Genomic DNA, 23,838 nt, shown 5'->3' with positions numbered 1-23,838 from the left:
CATGGGGCGCGCGCGGGAAGGTCGAGACTCCGAGGGGGCATCATTTTGCGACTCAAACATTTCGCATGGCTGATCGCGGCCGCCACACCGGCGGCTGCCTTTGCACAGACGAGCGTGACGCTGTACGGCCGGATCGACGGCGGCATCGAATACCTGAACCACATCGCGCAGCCGAACGGCGGCAGCGCGACCCGCTGGAGTGCCGAAGGCGGCGACTGGGGCACCAGCATGTTCGGCTTGAAGGGCTTCGAGGATCTCGGCGGCGGGCTGTCGACGGTCTTCAACCTGGAGACCGCGTTCCAGGTGATGAACGGCACGACGGGCGGCGGGCGCATGTGGTCGCGGCGCGCGTATGTCGGGCTCAAGAGCGACACGTGGGGCCAGCTGCAGGCCGGCCGAAACCTGTTCATCGACAGCGACGGGGTGTGGGAATTCGACCCGTTCGTCCAGCAGGCGTTTTCGTCGGCATCGCTCGTGCGCGGCCGCAACTGGCAGCAGACCAGCAACAACATCGAATATCACAGCCCCGTGATCGGCGGCTTCGACGTGCAGGCGCAATATGCGTTCGGCAACCAGTCGCGCGGCTTCAACTACGGCGCGGCCGACGATTTCGGCCGCTCGGACGGGATCATGATCTCGTACCACTCACCGTTGCTCGACGTACGCGGCATCTACGATGAACTGCGCGACAGCAACGGCAAGTTCAGCAACATCTTCACCGCGTCACGCGAGTATTTCGTCGGTGCGAACGTCAAGGTGTCGAAGTTCAAGATCCAGGGCGCGTATACGCACTACCAGGCGCCGGACAGCCCGGCCGGGGTGGCCGATCGCGCCGATCACTACTGGCTCGGTGCGACCTACACCGCGACGCCGCAATGGGCCGTGACGGGCGGCGGTTACTACGTGAAGGTGGGTGATGGCGGTGGAGACGCGTCGCACGATCCGTCGGGGCACGCGATGATGTACGTGCTCGGCACCACGTACAACCTGTCGAAGCGCACGTTCCTGTACGGCACGGTCGCGTATGTGCGCAACGGCGGGAATTCGAACTTCTCGCTGCTCGCGACGCCGCGTGATGCGACGTCGGGGACGAGCCCGATGACGGGCGAGTCGCAGACGGGGGCGTATGTGGGGATGATGCATACGTTCTGAGCGGGGCGGATTGCGCACGGAAAGGCACGGGTGATGAAGGTCCGTGCCTTTTTTGTGTTTACAAGGTTTCTCGAATCGTTGCTGAACGCGCACGACGGGCGCTTGGCGAAGAAAGCGGCATCGACGATGCTCACGCCTGGCGTGTTCTCGGCGACTGCTTCTCGTCGATGAGGAATTCGGAAGAAGCGAGATCCGGCGCCCACCTGTCATGCAGGTCACGGCTTGCTGCGTGCTTTCGCTCTACGGCGGAATTCGGGTTCACTTGGGAATGCGGCAAAACGGTCCCTGACGCGTGACAGCGGCAATCCTCTCTGCAGAGGGCTACGAGGAATTGACAGCAATCTTCGCAACGCGCCCGCCCGTGACAAATTCAATTCGCAGCGCGCAACGCCACGAATTCACGAGGGTCTCGCGTCTCTCCTTCGTCGACAACCGGTGACACCACTATCCTGGTCTGCGGTTGGAAGCTCCCTGCCAGCACCGAATGCGCCCCGGGATCGTCGGTTCGCCGGCGAGGCATAAATATTGCCCCATGGGCCGTCGAGTGATGGGGGAGCGTGGAGCGTTGCCATAAGAAATTCTATAGACATCACTAGATATTCATTGATTTCCAGATTGATGCAATGGCGCGATAGTGCTGCCGTGCGTGTGCCGTGAAGGCATCACGGTTCCTTTCCATCACGAGCGAAAGCGCCACCTGTCTCTCTGCCCCATGTGTATCGTCAATCTCGCGCTCAGGCGCCCCTGCAGGTTCGTCGTCATGGCCACCCGGCTTGCGCCGGTACGCATGCCGGTCGACGTGCTGCCCGCGATCGATATGTCCGCGTTGTTCGACGTCGCGGCGCCGGGGCCTCGGCGCCTCGCAGGCGTCGGCCTTTGACCCGGTTACGCGGACACACAACATGAAAGTCCTGATCGTCGAAGACGAACCGAAAGTCGTTGAATACCTGAAGAGCGGCCTGACCGGGGAAGGCTGGGTCGTCGACACCGCGCTCGACGGCGAGGACGGTGCGTGGAAAGCCGTCGAATTCGACTACGACGTGATCGTGCTTGACGTGATACTGCCGAAGCTGGACGGCTTCGGCGTGCTGCGCGCGTTGCGCGCGCAGAAGCAGACGCCCGTCATCATGCTGACCGCGCGCGACCGCGTCGACGACCGTGTGCGCGGATTGCGCGGCGGCGCCGACGACTACCTGACCAAGCCGTTCTCGTTCCTCGAGCTGATCGAGCGGCTGCGTGCGCTGACGCGCCGCGCGCGCGTGCAGGAGTCGACGCTGATCTCGATCGGCGACCTGCGCGTCGACCTGATCGGCCGCCGCGCCACGCGCGACGGCACACGGCTCGACCTGACCGCGCAGGAATTCCAGCTGCTCGGCGTGCTCGCGCGGCGCAGCGGCGAGGTGCTGTCGAAGACGACCATCACCGAACTCGTGTGGGACGTGAACTTCGACAGCAACACGAATGTCGTCGAGACGGCGATCAAGCGCCTGCGCGCGAAACTCGACGGCCCGTTCGCGAACACGCTGCTGCACACGATCCGCGGGATGGGTTACGTGCTCGAGGCGCGCTAGGGTGGCGGCATCGGGAGCCAGACACAAAGCGCTCGATCGTCCTGCGGCTGTCGGCGATGTTCGGCATCGCGTCTCTGCTCATGTTCACGCGGGTCGGCTGTGGGCCGGTCGTGAATATGGCGCACCCACTGTTCGCCGACCTGCGCGCGATACCCGACACGCGCACCAAGGTCGCCGAGATGATCGTGTCGCCTGCAATCACGTCCGGGCGCCGGCGCTTCCTGCAGGAGCAGTATCGTGCGCTGGGCCGGCATTTTCGCGATTCGAACGGCAAACGGGGCCGCGTATCAGAACCCGCACGCCTCGCTCGTCGTCAGCGTCGCGAACGGGCCATCGAGCGTCGCATTGTGATGCGCGACGATCCGCTCGGCCGGCAGATCCGGCGTATCCATGCACGTGTGCGCATCGGCGACCAGCACCGCGCGAAAGCCAAGATCGGCGGCCGCACGGCACGTGGTATCGACGCAGTACTGCGTCTTCATCCCCGCAATCACGATCTCGCCGATGCCGGCCGCACGCAGCCATTCGGCAAGCGGCGTGCCGGTAAAGCAGCTCGACCGCGTTTTGGCGAACACGGTATCGCGTGCGGCATCGATTGCGAGTTCAGGCAGCAGTGCGGTCAGCGGCGAGTCGGGCGCGATCGGCGAGCCGGCGGGGCCGGTGTGGCGCACGGCGAACACCGGTGCACCGGCTTCATGCGCGCGCCCGATCAACCGATTGATGTTCGCGAGCACGCGTTCGCCGTCGTATGGACGTTCGGGGCCGTGAAACAGGCCGACCTGCATGTCGACGACGAGCAGTGCGCGTTTCGGGGAAGAGACTTCGGGCATGGCGTTTCTCCTGAGTGACCGATACGGACGGAGAAACGACAAGACCCCGTCCGGAACCGGCGGGGCCTGTGAGGGGTTGCGCTACGACCTTGCGCGCACTCGCCGCACGAGCCCGCCGAAGGCGGTCGTGCGCGTCGTGGTCGAGGAAGTGGTCGTGGTGTGGCGCATGGAGCGATCATGCCCGATGCGCGCACACCACGTCAATCGCGCACTCGGCATTGACCGCCGTTCAGTCGAGCGCCTTCCCGGCTTTTTCGTCCATGCAGCGTATCGCGAGCAGCGTCATCGCATCGCAGCCGATCGTGTCGCTCCTTCCCACTTTCCTTGTCGCCTAGGGGAGTTAACCTATCACGCTTAGGACCACGACACAGTGAGTGAGCGACTGACCAGCGTACAACCGCATGTCGTACGATGTCCGTGCAACGCCACCGGAGCGCCGCCGATCATTCCGTTCACGTCGCCTTCGGCGATAGCCTGTGTTCCGTGCTCCTGGCACTCGACCATGTCACCTTTGCGAGCGATTGCCTTGCCATCTACAACGTCGGCATTCGAACCGGTCGCAACGGTGCCGCCATGCGGCGTGAGCGTATCACCCACTACGATGACTTGACGAACCATTTTTTCCTCTTGTGTAAAGTCGCGCAACGGCCCCTGTATGGTTACAAACCAATCGTATGGATGCCGGGCATCCCGGTTTCGGCATTCGGGCTGCCCAGGAACGTCCACTTCACATCTCCCATGGCGACATCGATAAAGCTGTCAGAGGCATGGGGAAATGCTTGCCCTTTCTCGACGAACGCTTGCCGATCCCAGCGGTTGTACAACACAGCCATCGGATGGTCATCCGCTACGCGACTTTCCCATATCCCAGTTTGGGGGCATCGCTGCCGACCGTTACACTGGATTGCCGACGCGAGTTCAGGGACTTCACGCAGTAGTCCCGTTTCAATCATATGCTTCAGGAAATCGTCGTGTTGCGGGGGCAGGGCATACGCTTCACCAAGGTAATGCCACTGTACTTGCTCGGCGGCTAGCCAGTCGAACAACGGCGCACGGAATCGTTCACCGATCTGGTAGTGCTCCGGCGTGTTCTGACGGGCGGGGATCAGATCGGCCTTGGAGACAGATGGTGGACCATACAGCGCGAGCCAATAGCCATTGAGCGGTACTGGGGTATTGCCCGTGACGACCATTGTGCTTTGTTCGCGTGATGCCACGGCATATCCGGCCGGAATGAATTCCCGGCCTTGCAGTGCGGCACTCTTCTGCAGTTTGGGTGGCGGCGTTACGGCCTTTGCGCCGTCGATCAACGTTTGTGCTTTACCGTCCCATTTGGGTAACGGTGCGGGGGGGAGCGGAAGTACCTTGTCGAGATTAGGCAGTTTCAGGCGGCCCTGATAGAACTCGAGTGCATCTCCAAGCCTGCTGTAACGTTCAGCACGAGCTTTGTCGATATGACCGACCAGGTTGGTGCCATCGGCGAGGTCCATTCCATCGAATTCCGTAAACAACTTATTGGCACATTCAGCAGAACCTAGCTTGACTCCTTGATGAAGGACGTTAAGCGCACGTAGCTTCGCTTCAGCAGTTTGCGGTCTCGCGTAAACATGTCCTAACTCCTTCGCGGCATTTCCATATCCTTGCGCGAGGGCGCATTCCAGCATCTGTGTCGCGATCGGTAGATTGCCCCAGAATTCACCGCCCGGATCATCATATGCGGCATCCGTCTTCGTTCCGATAAATGTTTGCGCGGATGGGCTACCCATATCAGCAGCGCGCTGGAAGAAGGCATATGCACTCGTGGCATCGCCACCTTTAATCAGCCCATTCTGATGGTAGATCCCCATCATGTCGTAGGCGTCAGGAACGCCCTGTTTCATTGCTTTTTCCACCCAGCTAATCGCGACCTCAGGATCATGCGTCGGCACCCCCTGACGATTGCTCAATATCAGCGACGCTATATTGAGCATCGCCTTCCAGTGATTGCGTTCCGCAGCCTGTGAGTAGAGTTGATAAATCTTTGGATAGTCGCGCCTGTTATAGTCAATGTTCGGATCATCAAGCGACAACGCCTGCTGGAACCACAGTTCGGCCTGTGGATCGACAGGTGGTACATGTTGGTCCTGATACACACAGGTAAAGGTCTTGCGATGTGGGTTGAATAACGGAAGTTTCTCGTAACGTGGCAGGTCGGACATGGATGCACTCAGCTTACTGGTCTGGACTGTAAATGGGTTAGCCTGCGAATCAATTGCCAGCATGTATAGGCTGACGACTAGAATTCGAAGAACAAGGTCAACAAGATTCGTGCTGGATCGATTCATCTCAGGCGTAGGCTGTAGTTTCTGACGTCGGGGGAACGGTCACTTGGGCATGCATCGTGCCAGTAGCCCGATGATCCTCGAAGGGCAGAAGAAAACCCTTGAGTGCCGTCTTGCCTGCTTTCCATACATCGCGATTGTTATCCATACGCGCTACCCATCGCTTGAACATTAAGGGAATTTCTTTATAGTCGCCGCTGCCAGTAATATCGCCGCCAGAATGGAGCTTGAATATTCTTTCCCGCAGCGGAGCGGCATAGTCCAATCCGGTCGCGCCGATGTTGATCTCACTATCTGCCGTCATGCTGCGCTGATTCATGTTCGCGCTTCCGACCGTGATAAAAACGTCGTCAATGATCATCAGCTTCGAGTGAATGTAGATTTCACGGTAGGCCATATCCTGACCGGGAATCGGGCCGCTTGCGCGCAGTCGAGCAACACTCACCTTGATTCCATACGTAGACGCTAGTTCCTGAACACTCGGATGATCGAGAACTTTGATCTCCGACGTGACCGGACCCACTCCGGTATCACGTGTGTACGAAACGACCTTCGCGTCGGGATAGTCTTGAGCGCGATGATTTTCCTTGTCGTAGGTTCCCTGGTTGGACATTGCCGGATTGTTCGCTGTCGGATCGCTCGCACCGAACTCGGTCAGCATGTCATAGGTGCGGGGAATCATTCCATCATCCTCGGGGTGTGGGATGACGATGAACATATATAGGATTCCCATCTCGCTACTTGGCCGCCCGGCCTTCTCCGCCCAAGCCTTCCAGTGCTCCTGCCGTATTTTTTTCAGCTTCTGGGCGAAGGTGGGGTAGAAGAAATACTGGTTCTCCATGTAGATGTAGTTGCGTGCCCAGGAACTCGCATGAATGTAAAGCTCCTTGATCGTTTTATCCTTGTCTCTGGGATGTGTGCGAACGATCTGCACTGCGTGATCGGGATTGCCAGGCACTTTCTGAATATTGCTCGGTATCGTCGCGAACTCCGGCATCCGGTATGTATCAGGGGCGTAGTGATTCCAATCCTGTGCAAAGTTGTCGTACACACGCTTCAACGCTGGGCCGAACAGGCGGCATGCATAGTCTTGATAGGGCCGGACATGTTTATAGCCCTTTGTGGATGGCTGCTCCAGCGTTGCTTCCTCATGAGCCTGTTCTGCCGCCAGAGTTTTACTCGTCAGGATTTCTCTCAGGGAATCATCGATAGCGTGCTTCGTCGTGTCCCAGTAGTCGGTCACGGAGTTCAGACCCATCACGTAGCCGACCGCCTTGTAGCCGTTTTCGTAATCGTAGTCGATCACGATCGGCTTCTGATGATGCGTCGGATAATCGGTCATCAGAGGACGTTCATTGGTTGGCAATGCACCAGTTTTCGGCTTGAACTCTTCGTCGGACAGCGCGTTTGCTGCGTCTGCCGAATCGACGGAGCGGAACGTCACAAGCAGGTTTTTGTTCTTACCGCTGCAATCCCCCTTGGGACGGTGCGTGTTCCACCACTCGATGCAGTATTTCTGGCGATCCTTGCTATCGTAAGGAGATTTGGATGTGCCAACGATAAAAGCGGCCGGATTGGTAAACGGATTGTGCCCGGTGTCAGAATAGCCCGGGACGTTGTTCTGTTTGGCCGATGCCGTTTCCTGGTACCAGACCATCAACCGGACTGTGACGCCTTTGCTCGCGACCTCTTCAAGCAGTTGGCCATACGTCTGCCCGCGAGGCCACGTCGCTTTACCTTTTTCTCGGATCAGTTCCATGCCTGGGTCGAAGCCCCAACAGCAAAGATTGACGGAATCCTTGGCAAGCTTCAGGTCATTCGCGATGTTCGCGAACCCTTCTTCGCCACAAACGAAGAATTCGAGGTGATTTTCATAGGTAATTGGCGCGATTTCCTCGCGCGTTTCCAGCAACCATTGTGCCGATGACTTTGCGGCGCGCGACTGTTCGTCAATCGCAACCGTTGCTGGATTCTGGGAGTTCAAGGTGCTGTCGACCACGTTCAGGTCCTCTTTGTCAATGAGTAGGGTACGGTTAGCCGTTGAGCCGTTCGCCGCGGTTGGTTCGCTGGTCGGTATGGTCAGGATCGCCCTCGAGGGCGTCCTTGACTTTCAGGTCAAACTGCCCGCCGTTTGCGAGTTTGACCTGATAAGCCGGCGTACCGGGTTCATGGTCTTTCACGACGACACGTCCGAATTCATCCGTTACCCCTTGCCCGATTTTTGATCCGCCCTTGTACAGATCGTACGGTTCGCTCACGTATTGATGTGCTTCCCCTGGCAATGCCCCCAACGCAAAGTGCAGTTGCCCCTTTTCTGGTGGCAGCGCCGGAATATTCGGCGTACTCACGCTGTCCGGTCCGGTGAGTGTGCGAGTTGCCGAGTGGACCTCGAAGCCGCCCGTTGTGCCACTCTTGATCTGTCCTGCTGTCCAACGGGTGTAGCTCCCGCCGCCATTGATCTCGACTTCCTGCTGGGCACTGATGGTGATTTTGCTCGCTGTTACCGTCACGTTCAGTTTCGCCAGCAGGTTGATGCTGTCCTTCAGCGCCTTCACGTCGATATCGCCGGCCGCCGCTACAAGCCGCATGCCCGCATCGGCGACGAACAGACGCAACGCCCGGCGCGCGCTCGCGAAGAAGCCGCCGCCGGTGCTAACCGACATATGCTCGCCAGCGGTAACCGACGTGCTCTTGCCGCTGCTGACGTGGATCAGTTCTGGCGTGCTGGCGGCGATACCGGCAGGACTTGCGAGCACCAGATGCGGTTGCTCGAACTGCTTTAATGCACCGCCACCCTGAATGCCTTTCGCCTGCGCCTTCAGCGTGCCGGCAACCGCTTTCTGCTCGCCGTCCTGCGCGCCCGCTGCTTGTGCGGACTGCGCGAGGCTCGCTGCGGTGTCCTGGGCATTGGCCAACTGAAGATTGACTTCATCGACGCTGAACGCGTCGCCGGTCGCACTGGGCCGGGGATGGGCCGACAGCAGCAGCCCGCGTCCACCGCGCACGGCGGCATTCCCGTCGGTACGCAGTTCGACGCCTTCGCCGCGCTTTTCTCCGCGACCGGCCGGTTCGCTCACGCGCGTGATATAGCCAGCGTGGAGACCCGATTCGAGGTGGTCGCTGCGTATCTGCGTCTGCACCTGCCCCGGTGTATCGTCCTTCAGCCAGACGTTGTTTTGCGCACCGCCGATTTCCTTGCTGACGAATCCGGATAACGAGTGCTGTTCGGGCAAGTTCCACTGCGGTCGATTTGCACCGTTCCCGACGCGGGCCGTAATGATCGGTCTGTCCGGATCGCCGTCAAGGAACGACACGACAGCTTCGTCGCCGATTCTTGGAAGCTGGATGCCACCGAAACCGCCGCTCGCCCACGGCTGCGCGACGCGTACCCAGCACGAGCTGTGCTCGTTGCGCTGGCCAATCCGATCCCAGTGGAACTGGACCTTCACACGGCCGAGCTCGTCGGTGTAAATCTCCTGGCCCTGCGGCCCGACGACGGTCGCCGTCTGCATTTGCATAACGGGCTTGTGGTGTTCGAATGGACTGCGGAATGGAACGGCCTTGCGTTGTGCCTCGATTTCGACGAAATAAAAACCCGTCGAGCCGTCTGGATGGGGGATGCTTGAGGCTCCCGTCGCGTTTGTCAGTCGGCCTCGCAGGCTGCCTGGCAAATCGGCATGGTGGCTTGACCCCGGAAGATTGTTTTCGATCAACCAGGAGGATTCGAGAACAACGAACTGGCGTCTGGCTGCGGAATCCGGATCGTGCTCTGGATGGCCGGTCAATTCGAACCATCGCCCGGCATCGACTCCGCGCGTGCCGCCCGTACCATAGAATCGCTTTGCACTCGACTCCCATTCCTCCATCCGGATTTTGGTCAAATGCTCACCGCGATTGTCCTTCAGATATGTATAAAGACCCGTGTATTCGTAGACCTCAAGGTCATCGGGTAACTCGTGCGATAGCGTTGGCACATGGGTGCCTTTCGGATTGGCGAGTGAAGATGGACTCTTGTAGTCGAAAGTTCGGGTCGAAAGCACAGCGCTATGCAGGTTTCGAATGCCCGACCAGTGCAGCAGCGCATCGACCTCGCTGTTCATGCCGTCACGGGAGAATGGCACCGTCTGCTGCACGAGCGGTTCACACGTGCCCAGATTGTCGGTAATCGTCAGCGTATGTGACTTGCCGTCCTCGGCCTGTTTCCAGATACCGAACAGGCCCTCAGCTTCCATCAACCGGTGAACGAAGGTCCAGTCGTCTTCATATTGCGTGCAGTACGAGCGCGGTTCGAGAGGCTTCGAAATCGCAAATCCGAACTGACCTTTCGCCTGGGAATGCGTGTTGAACACGTCGGTCAGGATCTGATCGATCGTTTTATCCTGCCAGATGCGTTGGTCCCGACGGAATTTAAGGAAATTCAGCCACGACGCAAAGCGGATCTGGTAACTGGTCAACCCACCCTCTGATCCCAGTCGCCTGACCGAATAAACATACCCGTGGCGGGGCAGATAGGATTGATTGGACTGTTGAAGCCAAAGGGTAACAGGCTGACCAATCAACTGTTTCAGCTTGATATTGCTATTGGTCGATTGGACGTCGAGTGTGAACTCAAAATGTCGGCCAATACGTGACCATCCCGCGACACGTTGCGGCAACAGCACGTCCGGGCCGAGCGGGGTATCGAGCTTGACCAGTCTCTCATTCTGGATCAGGCCGCCGCGAATTGCAGCCACTATATCCTGCGCGTTCATGTTCAGTCCCTTTATTATATTTGGCCACTTGTTGTCATTGATTTGACATGCCGGGTCGCCGATTTTACAACCTATTGGCCTGACGATTGCAAGAAATGGAAAGTACGGAACGTCGACGCTCTCTTCATGCGTTCGGGCATGCTGGATTCGAGCGCGGGCGGTACAAACAGGCGCCTGAAGCGAGGTATCACTCTCTTCTCGGGATCGAACATGGCAAGTTCGATGAAGGTCGAGACGCCCATGTCGCGGCCTATCGCAATGGCATTGAGTGGCGTGATTGCGTCGTGCAGTGGGCCGACATCGCCACATAGCTGGATATTACGCGCGGCTTACGGCAAGTCGAATAACCCGGCTGCATTGAATCAGCGATCCATTCATCTCAGTGGGCACTGTCCGACGGCGATCTGGCTGTCCGATGCACCGGCCGGTTGACGGTATCCGAAACCGGCAACTCGGCCGTCAGCGTCTACCAGCAACCAGCCTTGAGGGGAGGCTGCCCATGCAACGGCGGATTAGAAGCGGGTGATGAGGGCCGGCCCTTGAGGATGCTTGCAAGGACAGGTGCTGCTCGGCCGTGCAGCAGCACCTGTAATTCGGGACACGCGGATGCTGATAGTCAGATTGACGGTGCTGATCCGTACGGCTGGCAGCGCCGGTCGATCAACCCGTTGATGTTGGCGATTTCGCGTCCGCTGTCGCACGGGCAGTCGGGGCCGTGAAACTGACCGGCCAGCATGTCGACGACGTTCGGTGCGCGTTGCGGGAATGAGGCGACTGGCATACCCGCTACACGCAAACCACGTCAATCGCGCACTCGGCATCGACCGCCGTTCAGTCGAGTGCCTTCCCGGCTTTTTCGTCCATGCAGCGAATCGCGAGCAGCGTGAACGCACCGCACCCAATCGCATACCACGCCGGCGCATTCGGGTTGCCGGTTGCCGCGATCAGCCATGTGACGAAGAACTGCGCGAAGCCGCCGAAGATCGCAACGCCCACGCTGTACACGAGTGCGCCGCCCGTCGCGCGCACCGCACGCGGGAACAGCTCGCCGAGCATCGCACCCGTCGCACCGACGTTGATCGCATGCACGATCGACAGCGCGGCGATGATCGACAGCAGCGACACCGCGCCCGGCCAGCGGTTCAGCGCGATGAATGCCGGATAGATCGCGACCATCAGCACGATGCGCGTCCACCAGACGATCCGGTTGCGCCCGTAGACGTCGGACAGGTGGCCGCCGATCGGCGTCACGAGCATCAGGATCGCGCCCGCGACGCAGCCGGCCGTCATCGACAGCCAGGTCGGCAGATGCAACACCTGCACACCGTAGATCGCCATGTAGAACACGATGATGTAGTGGATCGACGTGCCGCCGATCGTCACGCCGAGGCCCGCGAACACGGCCTTGCCGTGATGGCGCAGCACGTCGGCGAGCGGCAGCGATGCGACCGGCTCGTCATGCGTGGCGGCGGGCGTGGCGGCCGGCACTTCCTCGACGGTGCGGCGCAGCCAGTAGCCGAGCGGCACGAACAGCGTGCCGATGATGAACGGGACGCGCCAGCCCCAGCTTTCGAGCTGCGCGGCATTCAGCGTCGACGTCAGCGCGACGCCGGTCAGCGCACCGGCGAGCGCTGCGAGTCCCTGGCTCGAGAACTGGAACGATGCGTAGAAGCCGCGACGATGCTGCGGCGCCTGTTCGAGCAGCAGCGTGGTAGACGCGCCGACTTCGCCGCCCGACGCGAACCCTTGCAGCAGGCGTGCGAGCACGAGCAGCAGCGGGGCGGCGAGGCCGATCTGCGCGTAGGTCGGCGCGACGGCGATCGTCGCGGTGCCGAGCGCCATCAGCAGCAGCGTGAGGATCATCGCCTTCTTGCGGCCGGCGCGGTCGGCATACATGCCGATCACGAGCCCGCCGAGCGGGCGCGTGACGAAGCCGACACCGAAGCTCGCGACCGCGAGCATCAATTGCCCGAACGACGAATGCACGGGAAAGAACAGCTTGCCGATCAGGATCGCGAAGAAGCTGTAGACCGTGAAGTCGTAGAACTCGAGCGCGTTGCCGACGGCGGCGGCCGCGATCAGCCGGCGTTTCTTCGCGGCGGCGCGAGCATCGACCGGCGTGCCGGCGAGCGAAAGGGCGGACGTTTCCATGTGGGGTTCCCCCGGTTGGCGCGAAACGATAGGATGAAGGGCCGTCAGGCCGCGAGCCAGGCTTCGGCGATGCGAACCCAGTAGCTCGCGCCGATCGCGAGGATGTCGTCGTTGAAGTCGTAGCCGGAGTTGTGCACCATGCAGCCGCCCTTGCTGCCGATCCCGTTGCCGATGAATGCGTAGCAGCCGGGGCGCGCTTCGAGCATGAACGCGAAATCCTCGCTGCCCATCAGCGGCGCGGCGTCGGTTTCGACACGCTCGGCGCCGAGCATCCGGCGCGCGATGTCGGCCGCGAATGCAGTCGGCTCCGCGTGATTGACGAGCACCGGGTAGCCGTAGTCGTAGTCGACTTCCGCCGTGACGCCGAAGCTTTCCGCCTGGCCTTTCGCGAGCGCTTCGATGCGGCGCGCGAGCAGCGCGCGCACGTCGGCGTTCAGCGCGCGCACCGACAGCTTCATCACGACGGTTTCGGGAATGATGTTGAAGGTCTCGCCGGCCTGCACGCTGCCGACCGTGATCACGGCCGCATGCTGCGCATCGACCTCGCGCGCGACGATCGTCTGCAGCGCGACCATGATGCTGCCCGCGGCCGACATCGGATCGCGCGCGAAATGCGGCATCGCGCCGTGCCCGCCGACACCGCGCAGCGTGATCGTCACGCGGTCGGCCGATGCCATCGCGGCGCCGGTGCGGAAGGCCATGTCGCCAGCCGCGCGGCCCGGCATGTTGTGGATCGCGAAGATCGCGTCGCACGGGAAACGGTCGAACAGGCCGTCGTCCATCATCGCCTTCGCGCCGCCGAAGTTTTCCTCGGCCGGCTGGAAGATCAGGTTCAGCGTGCCGGAGAACCGGCGCGTTGCCGCGAGGTGGCGCGCCGCGCACAGCAGCATCGCGGTGTGGCCGTCGTGGCCGCACGCATGCATCTTGTTCGCATGGCGGCTCGCGTACGGCAGGCCGGTGGCCTCCGCGAGCGGCAGTGCATCCATGTCGGCACGCAGCCCGACCGTGCGTGTGCCTTGCCCTTCGCGCAGCACGCCGACCACGCCCGTCTTGCCGATGCCGCGATGCACGTCGTAACCCCAGCCGGCGAGCAGCTCGGCGACGAGGTCGCTCGTGAGCGTTTCCTCGAATGCGAGTTCGGGGTGAGCGTGGATGCGGTGGCGCACCTCGACCAGCTCGGGCGCGATCGCGGCGATACCGGGGATGACGGGGTTCACGGCTTGCAGCATGGTCTCTCCTGTGGGGCGGCTGGGGCGTTTGACGCACATATGACGAGCAAGCATATAAATTTCTTTTGCGTACCAGAAGCTGATAAATTGCTTTGGTGCTCACCACCGGTTGCCGCTCGGGAATACCCTGAGCCGGTGTGTGCCGTGCAGCACAGGGTTTCCACGGATCACGCGTCGCCGCCATGAAATACCATCAGCTGAAAGCGTTCGTCACCGTCGCGGAAGAGGGGAGCATTCGCGCGGCCGCGCGGCGCCTGAACGTGTCGCCGGCGGCATTGACGAAGGCGGTCAAGGAACTGGAGATCGCGCTCGGCGTGTCGCTCGTCGTGCGCACCGCGCGCGGCGTCCAGCTCACCGCGTTCGGCCAGCAGTTGCAGGTGCGCGCGCGGCTGATCGTCGCCGAAATGCAGCGCGCCCGCGACGACATCGAGCAGGCGCAGGGGGCGATGACGGGCTCCGTCGCGGCGGCGGTCACGCCGGCCGCCGCGGTGACGATCCTGCCCGATGCGTTTCGCGCGTTCCGGCGGCGTTTTCCGGCGGCGCGCGTCAGTATCGTCGAAGGGTTTCCGGGCGTCGCGCTGCCGCGGCTGCACGACGGCTCGCTCGATTTCGCGGTGGCCGTCGTCGTGCCCGAACTGCTGGCCGCCGAGTTCGATCACGCCGAACTGTATTCGAGCCGTTCGCTGATCGTTGCGCGCAAGGGGCATCCGCTCGCATCGGCCACGTCGCTCGCCGATCTCGTCGAAGCCGACTGGCTGATGAATCCGTCGCCCGAAAGCTCGACGCAGGTGCTGTTCAATTCGTTCGTCGCCTACGGGTTGCCGGTGCCGGCGCGCGTCGTCGAATGCCCGAGCTTCGGGCTCGCGCGCAGCCTGATGATGGGCTGCGACCTGATTGCCTCGATGCCCGAGCAGCTATTGCAGGGCGAGTGGGCGCGCGACCAGTTCGCGGTCCTGCCGATCCGCGAGCGGTTGCCGGCCGTATCGGTGCAGGTCATCACGCGTCGCGACAGCCCGCTGACGCCGGCAGCGGCCATGCTGCTCGATTGCCTGCGCGATTCCGCGAGGCGCAAGGGGCTGCTGTGAACCTGTACCGGCGGGCAGCGACCGTCATGTGTCGTTATCCTGACGATCTGGCGTGCGGCGTTGCGGTTGCCCGGCGGGCACGTGGCTTGCGCGGCGCACACGTCATCGCGGCGCCCGCCGCGCGAGCCGGTATCATAGCGGCCGGCCCGCCGCTCCGGCTGGCCTCCAACAACATCGCCATCCGGCATCCAGCAAGCAGAGGCATTTCATGACCAGTGCAACCCAATTCGACAACGTATCGATCGTCAAGCGCGCGAACGTCTATTTCGACGGCAAGTGCGTGTCGCATACCGTGCTCTTCCCGGACGGCACGCGCAAGACGCTCGGCGTGATCCTGCCGTGCGCGCTCAACTTCGGCACCGATGCGCCCGAATTGATGGAAGTGCAGGCCGGCAAGTGCCGCGTGAAGCTCGACGGCAGCAGCGAATGGCAGACCTACGGCGCCGGCGAATCGTTCTCGGTGCCGGGCAAGAGCCGCTTCGACATCGAAGTGCTCGAGACGCTCGATTACGTCTGCAGCTACCTGTAAGACGCGCGCAGCAAAAGAAAAGCCCCGCCGAAGCGGGGCTCGTCACAAGCGGATGGCGCAAGGCCATCCGGAGCGCCTGTTCTCTTACAGGCAGGCGTTGATGTCGCCGGCCGACGATGCGTCGCCGCCGCGGAAACCAACCCACGTCTTTGCATTCGCGGCGTTGGCCGGACGCACGACGGCCGCGGCGCCGTTCGGCGGCTGCTGGCCCGGCGCATATACGGCCATGGCGAGGCCGTTCGCGAGTTCATACTGCGACGTCACTTGTTGCTGCGACTTGTCGGCCCAGGTCTTGGCGATGCATTGCGCGACCTGATCGGCGGGCTTCTGGCTTTGTCCCACGTTTTGGAGGGCAGAATCGGCTGCATGAGCAGAAAATGCCACGGTCAATGCGATGAGCGGTAAGTATTTCGCGTTCACGTTATCTCCCTCGAGTCGTGATTGATTGAGTGGGATGCGCAGCAGGACTGCGTGCAAGTGAGATCGCATCGAACAAGCACGGTTCCGGCTATTCCGAAACAAGTTGTTAACGCGCTTGCCAAATGGCGACTCCGATGCTGTGCACTTTGCTGCGGCACGGCATGCATCGTGTGCGGTTCGACGTCATGCGCGGCGTGGTCGGCGCGCTGCCCGGTCGTGTGGTGAAGGGATGGCCGCGGCGAGCGGCATGCGTGTGCATGCCGTGCCGCAACTCTTTATTTGATTGTGCGCAGTGGAATGGCTGATGGTTGGCCCCGTCGCATGAGCACCATGATGACAAACTTTCGGCCGTCGAATTGTTAACCAACTTTAAACAGGGGAAGCGACGGAATGCGACGCGGCACGCGACGGGCGTGCCGCGTCGTGCGCAGAGGTGACGCGAGCGGCGCGTGCGCGGCGTGGGTGCCGCGCGGTGCTGGGTCAGCCGGCCTTGCGCGTGCCGATGTCGCGCAGGTTGGGCGGGACGATCGGGCGGAAGCGCTCGCGCTTCTGTTCGTCGTCGAAGTGCTGCAACGCGGGCTTGATGAGGTCGCTGCGCGACACGATGCCCGTGATGCGCATCGAGTGCTCGTTGGCGACGACGGGCAGGCGCTCGAGCCCGAGCATCGCGAGTCGCGACGCGACGACGCGGCACGTTTCGTGCGCTTGGGCAACCGCCGGCGCACGATTGGCGAACGCGCGCGAGATCGGCGTGTCGGCTGCAGCCTGCGCGCGCTGCGCATCGAGCGTCGCGCGATCGACGAGACCGAGCAGGCGCCCGTTCTGCACGACCGGGTACGCACGGTGCGTCTGTTTCGCGCCGAAGTACCGCGACTCGACGGCATCGAGCGTCGCCGCGCCGTCGATCGTGACGAGCAGGTCGGCGGACGTCATTACTTCGCCGATGTCGTGCCGCTCGAGCGGATCGACGCCGTATTCGCGATAGATGTGATAGCCGCGGCGTGCGATCTTTTCCGTCATGATCGAGCGTTTCATCACGATGGTTGCGAAGCCGTGCGCGACGAGCGTCGCCGCGAGCAGCGGCAGCAGCGCGTTCGCGTCATGCGTGAGGCCGAACGCGAACACGATCGCGGTGAGCGGGGCGCCGAGCGTCGCGCCGAGGGTCGCGGCCATGCACACGAGCGGCCACAGTATCGGGTCGCCGCCCGGCAGCATCGGCGACAGCACGGTGCCGAGGCCGGCGCCGAGCATCAGCAGCGGAGCGAGCACGCCGCCCGACGTGCCCGAGCCGAGCGCGATCACCCACATCACGGCTTTCACGATCAGCAGCGCGAGCGCGATCTTCAAGGCGATGTGCTGGTGCAGCAGGTCGCCGATCACGTCGTAGCCGACGCCGAGCGCGCGCGGCTCGAGCCAGCCGCCGATGCCGATCACGATCGCGCCGAGCGCGGGCCACCACATCCAGTGCACCGGCAGCTTCGCGAAGGTGTCCTCGACGCGGTACAGCGCGGCCGACAGCCCGCATGCGAGCAGGCCCGACAGCAGACCCGCGACGATGCACGACAGCAGCGCGACGGGTGTCGGCGCGGCCGTCGTCAGCGGAAACAGCGGATCGACGCCGAAGAACACGACGCGGGCGAAACCCGCCACCGCGCATGCCAGGGCGACCGGCAGGAAACTGCGCGGACGCCATTCGAACAGCAGCAGTTCGACCGCGAGCAGCACGGCGGCGACCGGCGTGCCGAACACGGCCGTCATGCCGGCGGCCGCGCCGGCGACGAGCAGCGTCTTGCGCTCGGCGGCGGTCACGTGCACGCACTGCGCGATCAGCGAGCCGAGTGCGCCGCCCGTCATGATGATCGGGCCTTCGGCGCCGAACGGGCCGCCGCTGCCGATCACGACGCCGGACGACAGCGGCTTGAGGATCGCGACCTTCGGCGACATGCGGCTCTTGCCGAACAGGATCGCCTCGATCGCTTCCGGAATGCCGTGGCCGCGGATCTTTTCCGAACCGAAGCGCGCCATCAACCCCACGATCAACCCGCCGATCACCGGCACCACGATCACCCACGCGCCCAGCGTGTTGGTCGCGGGCGAGCGGTCGACGAACGAGAACTGCTGGAAGAAGAACAGGTTCGTGAACAGATGGATCAGGCTCAACAGCACGAACGCGGCAAGCGTGCTGAGCAGGCCGATCCCGGCGGCGAGCAACGCGATCCTGGGCAGGCGTTCGTTGGTCGAGAAATCGCGTTTGTGTGGGGCGTTCATCGGCGTGGAAAAGGAGAGGGTCAGAAATCGATCTGCGGAACCTGGAACGTGCCCTTGAGCGACTTCAGCTCGGCGCGATGCATGGCCGCGAGGCGGGCGAGCAGCGTCTCGCCGGCCGGCTCGAGGTGAACCTCGACCTGCCGGCGATCCGCTTCGCTGGTCTTGCGCTTCACGAGGCCGAGCGCTTCGCAGCGCGTGACCAGCGCGACGACTCCGTGATGCTGCGCCTGCAGGCGTTCCGCGAGTTCGCCGATGGTCGCCCATTCGCGATGCGGGTAGCCCTTGATGTGCAGCAACAGCAGGTATTGCAGCGGCGTCACGCCCTCGCTTTGCGCGGCGCGCTCGGAGAAGCGCTCGAAGCGGCGCATCTGGTAGCGGAACTCGGACAGTTGCTGGAAATCGCTTTTCGTCAGCGCGCGTCGGGTATCGTTCATCGAGGTCGGTCGGGCAGTCGGTTACGGTGACGTTGAATATATCACAACATGATATAAATGGCCGGATTCGTGCGGACAGGATGCGCTCCGCGTTGCACCGGCCGCTACATGGCGTTACGTGCGCGGCATACGTCAGGCGGCATCGAGCATTTGCGTCTGCCGATAGAGGCCCGTGACGAGATCCGTCTGGGTAATGATCCCGACGAGCCGGTGCGATTCATCGACGACCGGAATGTGGTGGTGGCCCGAATGCGTCAACAGCGGGACGAGCGCGGTGATCGGCATCGTTTCCGGCACGCACGCGACGTCTCGGGTCATCACGGAGGCGACGCTCGCCGGCTGGCCGCCGAACGATTGCGGCAGCCGCGCGGACAGGCGTTGCCACAGCGGGGTCGGGCGGCGCGGCTGGCGCGTCAGGTCGGCGCGCGTGACGATGCCGGTCAGGCGGCCTTCGCCGTCGACGACGGGCAGCGCCTTCACGCGATGGCGGTCGAGCAGCGTGAGCGCGGTCATTACCGATGTCGACGGCGCGACTTCGATCGCGTTCTTCGTCATCAGGTCGGCGCACGAGAGCTGGCCGAACGTGCGTGAGTAGGCCTGCATCTCGGTTTCGCGCAGCAGTGCTTCCAGGTCGTCCGGATCGACGTCGAGCCATTCGCCGCGGCGCTTGAGCACCGCGTCGAGGTCGCCGCGCGTGAAGCGGCCGCGCGCCGGAGTGGCGCCGCCCGCCTGCGGTTTCGCTTCGGGGCGCATGCCGCCGTGCGGGTAGCGGTGCCCGGTCAGCGTGTGATAGGCGAGTGCGGCGGACAGCAGGATGGCCGATTGCAGCGCGATCGGCTCCAGCACGAAGCGGAACCCGAGCGAATGGATCGCAGGGCCGCCGACCACGGCCGTGAGCGCGACGGCGCCCGACGGCGGGTGCACGCAGCGCAGCGCGAACATGCCGCCGATCGCGCACGCGATCGCGACCGCGGCGGCCGTGATCGGATCGGCGATCCATTGCGCGCAGGCGACACCGACCGTCGCCGCGACGAGATTGCCGCCGATGATCGACCACGGCTGCGCGAGCGGACTCGCCGGCACCGCGAACAGCAGCACGGCCGACGCGCCCATCGGCGCGACGAGCAGCGGCACGAGGCCCGGTACGCCAGGCAGCACGCGCATGGTCACGCCGACTGTCGCGATGCCGACGAGCGCGCCCGTGCACGAACGCAGGCGCTCGCGCCAGCCCAGCGACATCGGATGGGGAATGAAGCTGTGCAGCCATTGCCGCAACGTGCGGCGCGACGGAGGTGAGCCTGACGACATGGACGGTAAGCGGTAAAGATGACAGCGCGGGCGCGCGCAGCGACGAGCCGCGAATTATATCTCGTTGTGATATAAATTGTCGCGCCGCATCAAGACGTTGCATGTGCGTGACATGCGTGTCTTGCAAAAACCTTTCATCCGATGAAAGGTTGCGGTCCTGGCAATAGCGCAAATTTGTCTGTAGCGGCGTACAATTCGGGCCACTGAATCCCCCCTTCATGCCAGAACCACGTACGCGATGCCCGCTCTCCCGCCTTTCTCCCGGCACGGTGATCGATTCGACGTGGTTCGCGGCTGCGTTCCGTTCCTCACCTGACGCGAGCGCTGCCGACGCCTCCCCACTGACTCTCCCCAAGCCAATTCAATGGACATGCTCGAAAACATGCGCCTGTTCGTGCGCGTTGTCGAAGCCGGCAGTTTTACTGCGGTCGCGAAGGAAATCGACGCGACCACCGCGCAGGTGTCGCGCGCGGTTTCGAACCTCGAAGCGCACGTACAGACGCGCCTGCTGCATCGCACGACGCGCCACCTCGGCCTCACCGAAAGCGGCGAACGCTATTTCGAGCGCGCGAAATCGATCCTCGCGGAAATCGACTACGCGAATGCCGAGGCGCGCAACGCGCTGCTGCGGCCGAGCGGCAAGATGCGCATCCATGCGATGACGGGGCTCGGGCAGAGTCATGTCGTGTCGTCGATCGTTCGCTACCAGGAGGACAACCCCGATGTGTCGGTCGAGCTGACGCTCGCGCAGCGGATGCCGAATCTCGTCGAGGAGGGTTATGACGTCTCGATCGTGACGGCGTCGCAACTGCCCGATTCGGGCTACGTCGCGCAGACCTGCGGCACGAGCTGCAGCGTGCTCGTCGCGTCGCGCGAATACCTGGCGCGCCACGGCACGCCGCAGTCGCCCGACGAATTGCCGAACCACGTGTGCCTGCGCCTCGACACGCCCGCATCGCCGGCCGGCGAATGGCGGCTCGAGCGCAACGATGGCGAGGAGGCTGTCTACGAGCTGCAGCCCGCGCCGTTCCAGGTCAACGTGCCGGACGCGCTGTGTGTCGCGGTGCGCGCCGGGCGCGGGATCGCGTGCGTCGCGCTGTATACGGTGCTCGACGACATCCGCGAAGGGCGGCTGATCCGCGTGTTGCCCGATTATCGGCTGCAGACGGTGAGCGTGTATGCCGTCTACGCGACGCGCCGTTATCTCGACGCGAAGATCCGCACGTTCCTCGACCACCTGCGCACGACGCTCACGCCCGCGCTGGAGGACGACCTGCGCGAACTCGACCGGCTGACCACCGAACAGTCGCCGGGCGGCCGCAAGCGCGCCTGACGTCCTGCGCGGCCCCGGCCGTGCATCGGGTGCAATCGAGTATGGAAATCGTATCGATATCGGTCTAACGTCCAGAGACGATCGATCGATTCAAGAATTGCATGATTGAACTGCACCAGCTTCGCTGCTTCGTCGCGGTCGCCGAGGAACTGCATTTCGGTCGCGCGGCCCGGCGGCTCTTCATGACCCAGCCGCCGCTCAGCCGGCAGATCCAGCTGCTCGAGCATGCGCTCGGCATCGCGCTGCTCGAACGCAGCAGCCGGCAGGTCAGCCTGACCGCGGCCGGCGAGCGGTTCCTGCGCGACGCGCGGCACATTCTCGAATTCTCCGCACGGGCCGAGCAGGCCGCGCAGCGCGTCGCGCATGGCGGCGCCGGTCGCATCACGCTCGGCTTCACGGCGGTCAGCGCGTACCGGATGATCCCGATGCTGCTGGCGCATGCCGCGCACGCGCTGCCGGACGTCGACGTCGAATTGCGCGAGATGGTGTCGACCGTGCAGATCGATGCGCTGGCGTCGCGGATGCTCGACGCGGGCTTCGTGCGCCAGCGGGCTGCCCGCCAGCCGCTCGAATACCGGCTCGTGCAGCGCGAACCGATGCTGGTCGCGGTCGCGGAGGGGGCGCCGCTCGCCGCGTGCGAGCGCATCGGCCCCGACGATCTCGACCGGCAGCCGTTCATCGCGTATTCGCCGAACGAGGGGAAATACTTCCACGACCTGATCTCGGGCCTGTTCGCGAACGCGGGGCGGCTGCCGAACTACCTGCATTACGTCGGGCAGACGCATACGATCCTGGGCCTCGTACGCGCGGGCCTGGGCGCCGCACTCGTGCCGGCGTCGGCGCGTGAACTGCATGTCGACGGCGTGGTGTTCCGGCCGCTGGCGGGCACCGACGTGGCGGCCGAGCTGTATCTCGCATGGCGCACGGACAACGACAATCCTGCGTTGCCGGTGTTCAACGCGATGGTCGAACGGTTTCTCGCGCAGGAGCGGGGCGGCGCGGCGACGTGATGCGCCGGGGCATCCGCCCGGCGATGTGACAAGCTTTCAGTCCGGAAGGGGGCGCATGCGATGACAAGCAATCCTGACCGAGCACGACGGGTCGCAGTCCTGCGAATCCTTACCGTACTGAAAGCCGTTTCGCTGCCGGTGTTCCAGCGGAGGAACGCAGCGCTTCGCTGCACTGCGACAACTGCTTGACGCTGCATGCCGGTCGGCGCAGGATACGCTCGTGCATGTGGAGCGGGACGCGCCGGCCGCGCGGTTCCTGCACCCGCGATACGCAGAAGAACAACGATGAGCCTTTACGCACTCGTACCGGAATACCGGCCCCGTGTCTGTCGGCCCGCCGGAACCACGCTTCTCCCGACGCCCGTCGCGTCACGTATCCGTCATCCCGTTTCGTACCGTGCCTCGGTAGGCTTTCTCGTTCGCGCGCGAGCCGCGACGACGAACGGCGCCCGTCCGGCGCGCCGCATCGCGGCACCGTCCGCCATCCTTCATGACCGCATCCTGAACGGCGCCTACACCGGCGTCTCGTGACGCCCGTCGCGCCCGTCCTTGTATTGCGCCGCCGGTTTTGCCTGGCTGCCCGGCGGCACCGAAGTCCGAAGCATTTCGATTGAGCTTGAAAGAGCACACGCAAGCAGTTCGGTTCGAGGTTCAAGGAGAAAAACTCATGTCGCAGCTTTCGAATGAAGAAGCAAACGGCAGTTCGGGGAGTAGCAAGGTCAAGCTGGTCAAGTGGGCGATCATCATCGCCGGCGTCGCGATCGCGGCCCCGGCCGCGCTGTTCATCCTGAAGGGGGTGATCGCGCTGGTCACGGCGGGCGTGATCGGTCTCGGCGCGATCTACATGGCGCCGGTCATCGCGATGAAGTTCGCGAACCAGAAGGTGAAGATGATCGTCGAGGAGGCGCAGGCGAATCCGATCGAGACGCTGATCAACCAGCTCGCGGAAAAGCGCCAGGCGGCACAGAAATTCGCGGACAGCATCACCGCGTTCCGTACCGAGGTGAAGAACTTCGAGAACAAGACGGAACTGTTCGAGAAGCAGTATCCGGACGACGCGCCGCGCTTCAGGCAGCAGCTCGACACGATGAAGCAACTGCTCTCGTTCCGCGAGGGGCGCTACAAGCAGGTGCAGGCCGAGCTGAAGAACTTCGCGTCGGCGATCGACCGCGCGAAGGCGATGTGGGACATGTCGCAGGCCGCGCAGCAGATGAACAAGCTCGCGGGCCGGCAGGCGTCCGACACGTTCGAGCAGATCAAGACCGACGTGGCCGTCGATTCGGTGATGCGCTCGGTCAACAAGGCGTTCTCCGAAATGGAGACGTCGCTGATGGATAACCCCGAGGTCAAGCAGGCGCAGCAGCAGGCGGTGGCGAACGCACCGCACGCGCCCGGGCTCGATGCGGCGAACCCCGCGCAGCTGCCGTCGAAACAACAATAACTTCC

The 23,838-nt window shown here is 63.2% G+C and carries 18 protein-coding genes; 7 read left to right on the top strand and 11 right to left on the bottom strand.

Going from position 1 to position 23,838, the window contains the following annotated elements:
- Window positions 1-45: 45 nt before the first annotated feature.
- Both VK92_RS11085 and VK92_RS11080 read left to right on the top strand, forming a co-directional pair.
- Entirely contained in the window at window positions 46-1,152 is a 1,107-nt protein-coding gene (locus VK92_RS11085; protein WP_048025539.1) for a porin, read from the top strand.
- Between the two features lie 902 nt (window positions 1,153-2,054).
- Window positions 2,055-2,723 (top strand): heavy metal response regulator transcription factor, encoded by a 669-nt coding sequence (locus VK92_RS11080; RefSeq protein ID WP_048025538.1) that lies wholly within the window; start codon window positions 2,055-2,057, stop codon window positions 2,721-2,723.
- Window positions 2,724-3,010: 287 nt separating this feature from the next.
- Here the strand turns inward: VK92_RS11080 and VK92_RS11075 are convergent, their stop codons facing one another.
- The 7 genes from VK92_RS11075 to VK92_RS11050 form a co-directional block, all read right to left on the bottom strand.
- The gene (locus tag VK92_RS11075) at window positions 3,011-3,553 is read right to left on the bottom strand and encodes a cysteine hydrolase family protein (protein ID WP_048025537.1); all 543 of its coding nucleotides are present in this window, start codon (window positions 3,551-3,553) and stop codon (window positions 3,011-3,013) included.
- A gap of 354 nt (window positions 3,554-3,907) precedes the next feature.
- Window positions 3,908-4,171 (bottom strand): PAAR domain-containing protein, encoded by a 264-nt coding sequence (locus VK92_RS39820; protein ID WP_081076694.1) that lies wholly within the window; start codon window positions 4,169-4,171, stop codon window positions 3,908-3,910.
- A gap of 41 nt (window positions 4,172-4,212) precedes the next feature.
- Window positions 4,213-5,751 carry a tetratricopeptide repeat protein gene (locus VK92_RS11070; protein ID WP_048025552.1) on the bottom strand — a complete coding sequence of 513 codons (1,539 nt, stop codon included), beginning with the start codon at window positions 5,749-5,751 and terminating at the stop codon, window positions 4,213-4,215.
- A 127-nt stretch (window positions 5,752-5,878) separates the two neighbouring features.
- Window positions 5,879-7,873 (bottom strand): phospholipase D-like domain-containing protein, encoded by a 1,995-nt coding sequence (locus tag VK92_RS11065; RefSeq protein WP_048025536.1) that lies wholly within the window; start codon window positions 7,871-7,873, stop codon window positions 5,879-5,881.
- Between the two features lie 34 nt (window positions 7,874-7,907).
- Window positions 7,908-10,625, bottom strand: a complete 2,718-nt coding sequence (locus tag VK92_RS11060; RefSeq protein ID WP_048025535.1) for a type VI secretion system Vgr family protein — start codon at window positions 10,623-10,625, stop codon at window positions 7,908-7,910.
- A gap of 831 nt (window positions 10,626-11,456) precedes the next feature.
- Complete coding sequence (locus tag VK92_RS11055; protein WP_048025534.1) at window positions 11,457-12,776, bottom strand: MFS transporter; 1,320 nt, start codon at window positions 12,774-12,776, stop codon at window positions 11,457-11,459.
- Between the two features lie 44 nt (window positions 12,777-12,820).
- Window positions 12,821-14,005 (bottom strand): M20 aminoacylase family protein, encoded by a 1,185-nt coding sequence (locus VK92_RS11050; protein WP_048025533.1) that lies wholly within the window; start codon window positions 14,003-14,005, stop codon window positions 12,821-12,823.
- 182 nt (window positions 14,006-14,187) lie between these two features.
- Here VK92_RS11050 and VK92_RS11045 point away from each other — a divergent pair, with 182 nt between their 5' ends.
- Both VK92_RS11045 and ppnP read left to right on the top strand, forming a co-directional pair.
- Complete coding sequence (locus VK92_RS11045; RefSeq protein ID WP_048025532.1) at window positions 14,188-15,090, top strand: LysR substrate-binding domain-containing protein; 903 nt, start codon at window positions 14,188-14,190, stop codon at window positions 15,088-15,090.
- Between the two features lie 208 nt (window positions 15,091-15,298).
- A complete protein-coding gene (ppnP, locus tag VK92_RS11040) occupies window positions 15,299-15,619 on the top strand; it encodes a pyrimidine/purine nucleoside phosphorylase (RefSeq protein ID WP_021162026.1) in 321 nt (106 codons plus the stop codon).
- An 84-nt stretch (window positions 15,620-15,703) separates the two neighbouring features.
- Here ppnP and VK92_RS11035 read toward each other — a convergent pair whose 3' ends face one another.
- The 4 genes from VK92_RS11035 to VK92_RS11020 all read right to left on the bottom strand — a co-directional run bounded on the left by VK92_RS11035 (window position 15,704) and on the right by VK92_RS11020 (window position 20,049).
- Window positions 15,704-16,039, bottom strand: coding sequence for a hypothetical protein (locus VK92_RS11035; RefSeq protein ID WP_021162025.1), 336 nt, complete (start codon window positions 16,037-16,039; stop codon window positions 15,704-15,706).
- A gap of 480 nt (window positions 16,040-16,519) precedes the next feature.
- Window positions 16,520-18,307, bottom strand: a complete 1,788-nt coding sequence (locus tag VK92_RS11030; RefSeq protein WP_048025531.1) for a chloride channel protein — start codon at window positions 18,305-18,307, stop codon at window positions 16,520-16,522.
- Between the two features lie 20 nt (window positions 18,308-18,327).
- Window positions 18,328-18,741 carry a MarR family winged helix-turn-helix transcriptional regulator gene (locus VK92_RS11025; RefSeq protein ID WP_048025530.1) on the bottom strand — a complete coding sequence of 138 codons (414 nt, stop codon included), beginning with the start codon at window positions 18,739-18,741 and terminating at the stop codon, window positions 18,328-18,330.
- A 132-nt stretch (window positions 18,742-18,873) separates the two neighbouring features.
- Window positions 18,874-20,049: an HPP family protein gene (locus VK92_RS11020; RefSeq protein WP_048025529.1), complete on the bottom strand. Its 1,176-nt coding sequence runs from the start codon at window positions 20,047-20,049 to the stop codon at window positions 18,874-18,876.
- Window positions 20,050-20,413: 364 nt separating this feature from the next.
- Between VK92_RS11020 and VK92_RS11015 the strand changes: the two genes are divergently transcribed.
- The 3 genes from VK92_RS11015 (at window position 20,414) to VK92_RS11005 (ending at window position 23,833) form a co-directional block, all read left to right on the top strand.
- A complete protein-coding gene (locus tag VK92_RS11015) occupies window positions 20,414-21,382 on the top strand; it encodes a LysR family transcriptional regulator (RefSeq protein WP_021162020.1) in 969 nt (322 codons plus the stop codon).
- Between the two features lie 101 nt (window positions 21,383-21,483).
- On the top strand, window positions 21,484-22,392 hold the full coding sequence (locus tag VK92_RS11010) for a LysR substrate-binding domain-containing protein (protein ID WP_021162019.1): 909 nt from the start codon (window positions 21,484-21,486) through the stop codon (window positions 22,390-22,392).
- A gap of 667 nt (window positions 22,393-23,059) precedes the next feature.
- Complete coding sequence (locus tag VK92_RS11005) at window positions 23,060-23,833, top strand: hypothetical protein (protein ID WP_048025528.1); 774 nt, start codon at window positions 23,060-23,062, stop codon at window positions 23,831-23,833.
- Window positions 23,834-23,838 lie beyond the last annotated feature (5 nt).

It is taken from the genome of Burkholderia sp. LK4 (assembly GCF_001043615.1).
GTDB classification, from domain to species: domain Bacteria; phylum Pseudomonadota; class Gammaproteobacteria; order Burkholderiales; family Burkholderiaceae; genus Burkholderia; species Burkholderia cepacia.
Note: the sequence above shows the minus strand (reverse complement) of the source record. Positions and strands in the feature narration are given on the sequence as shown.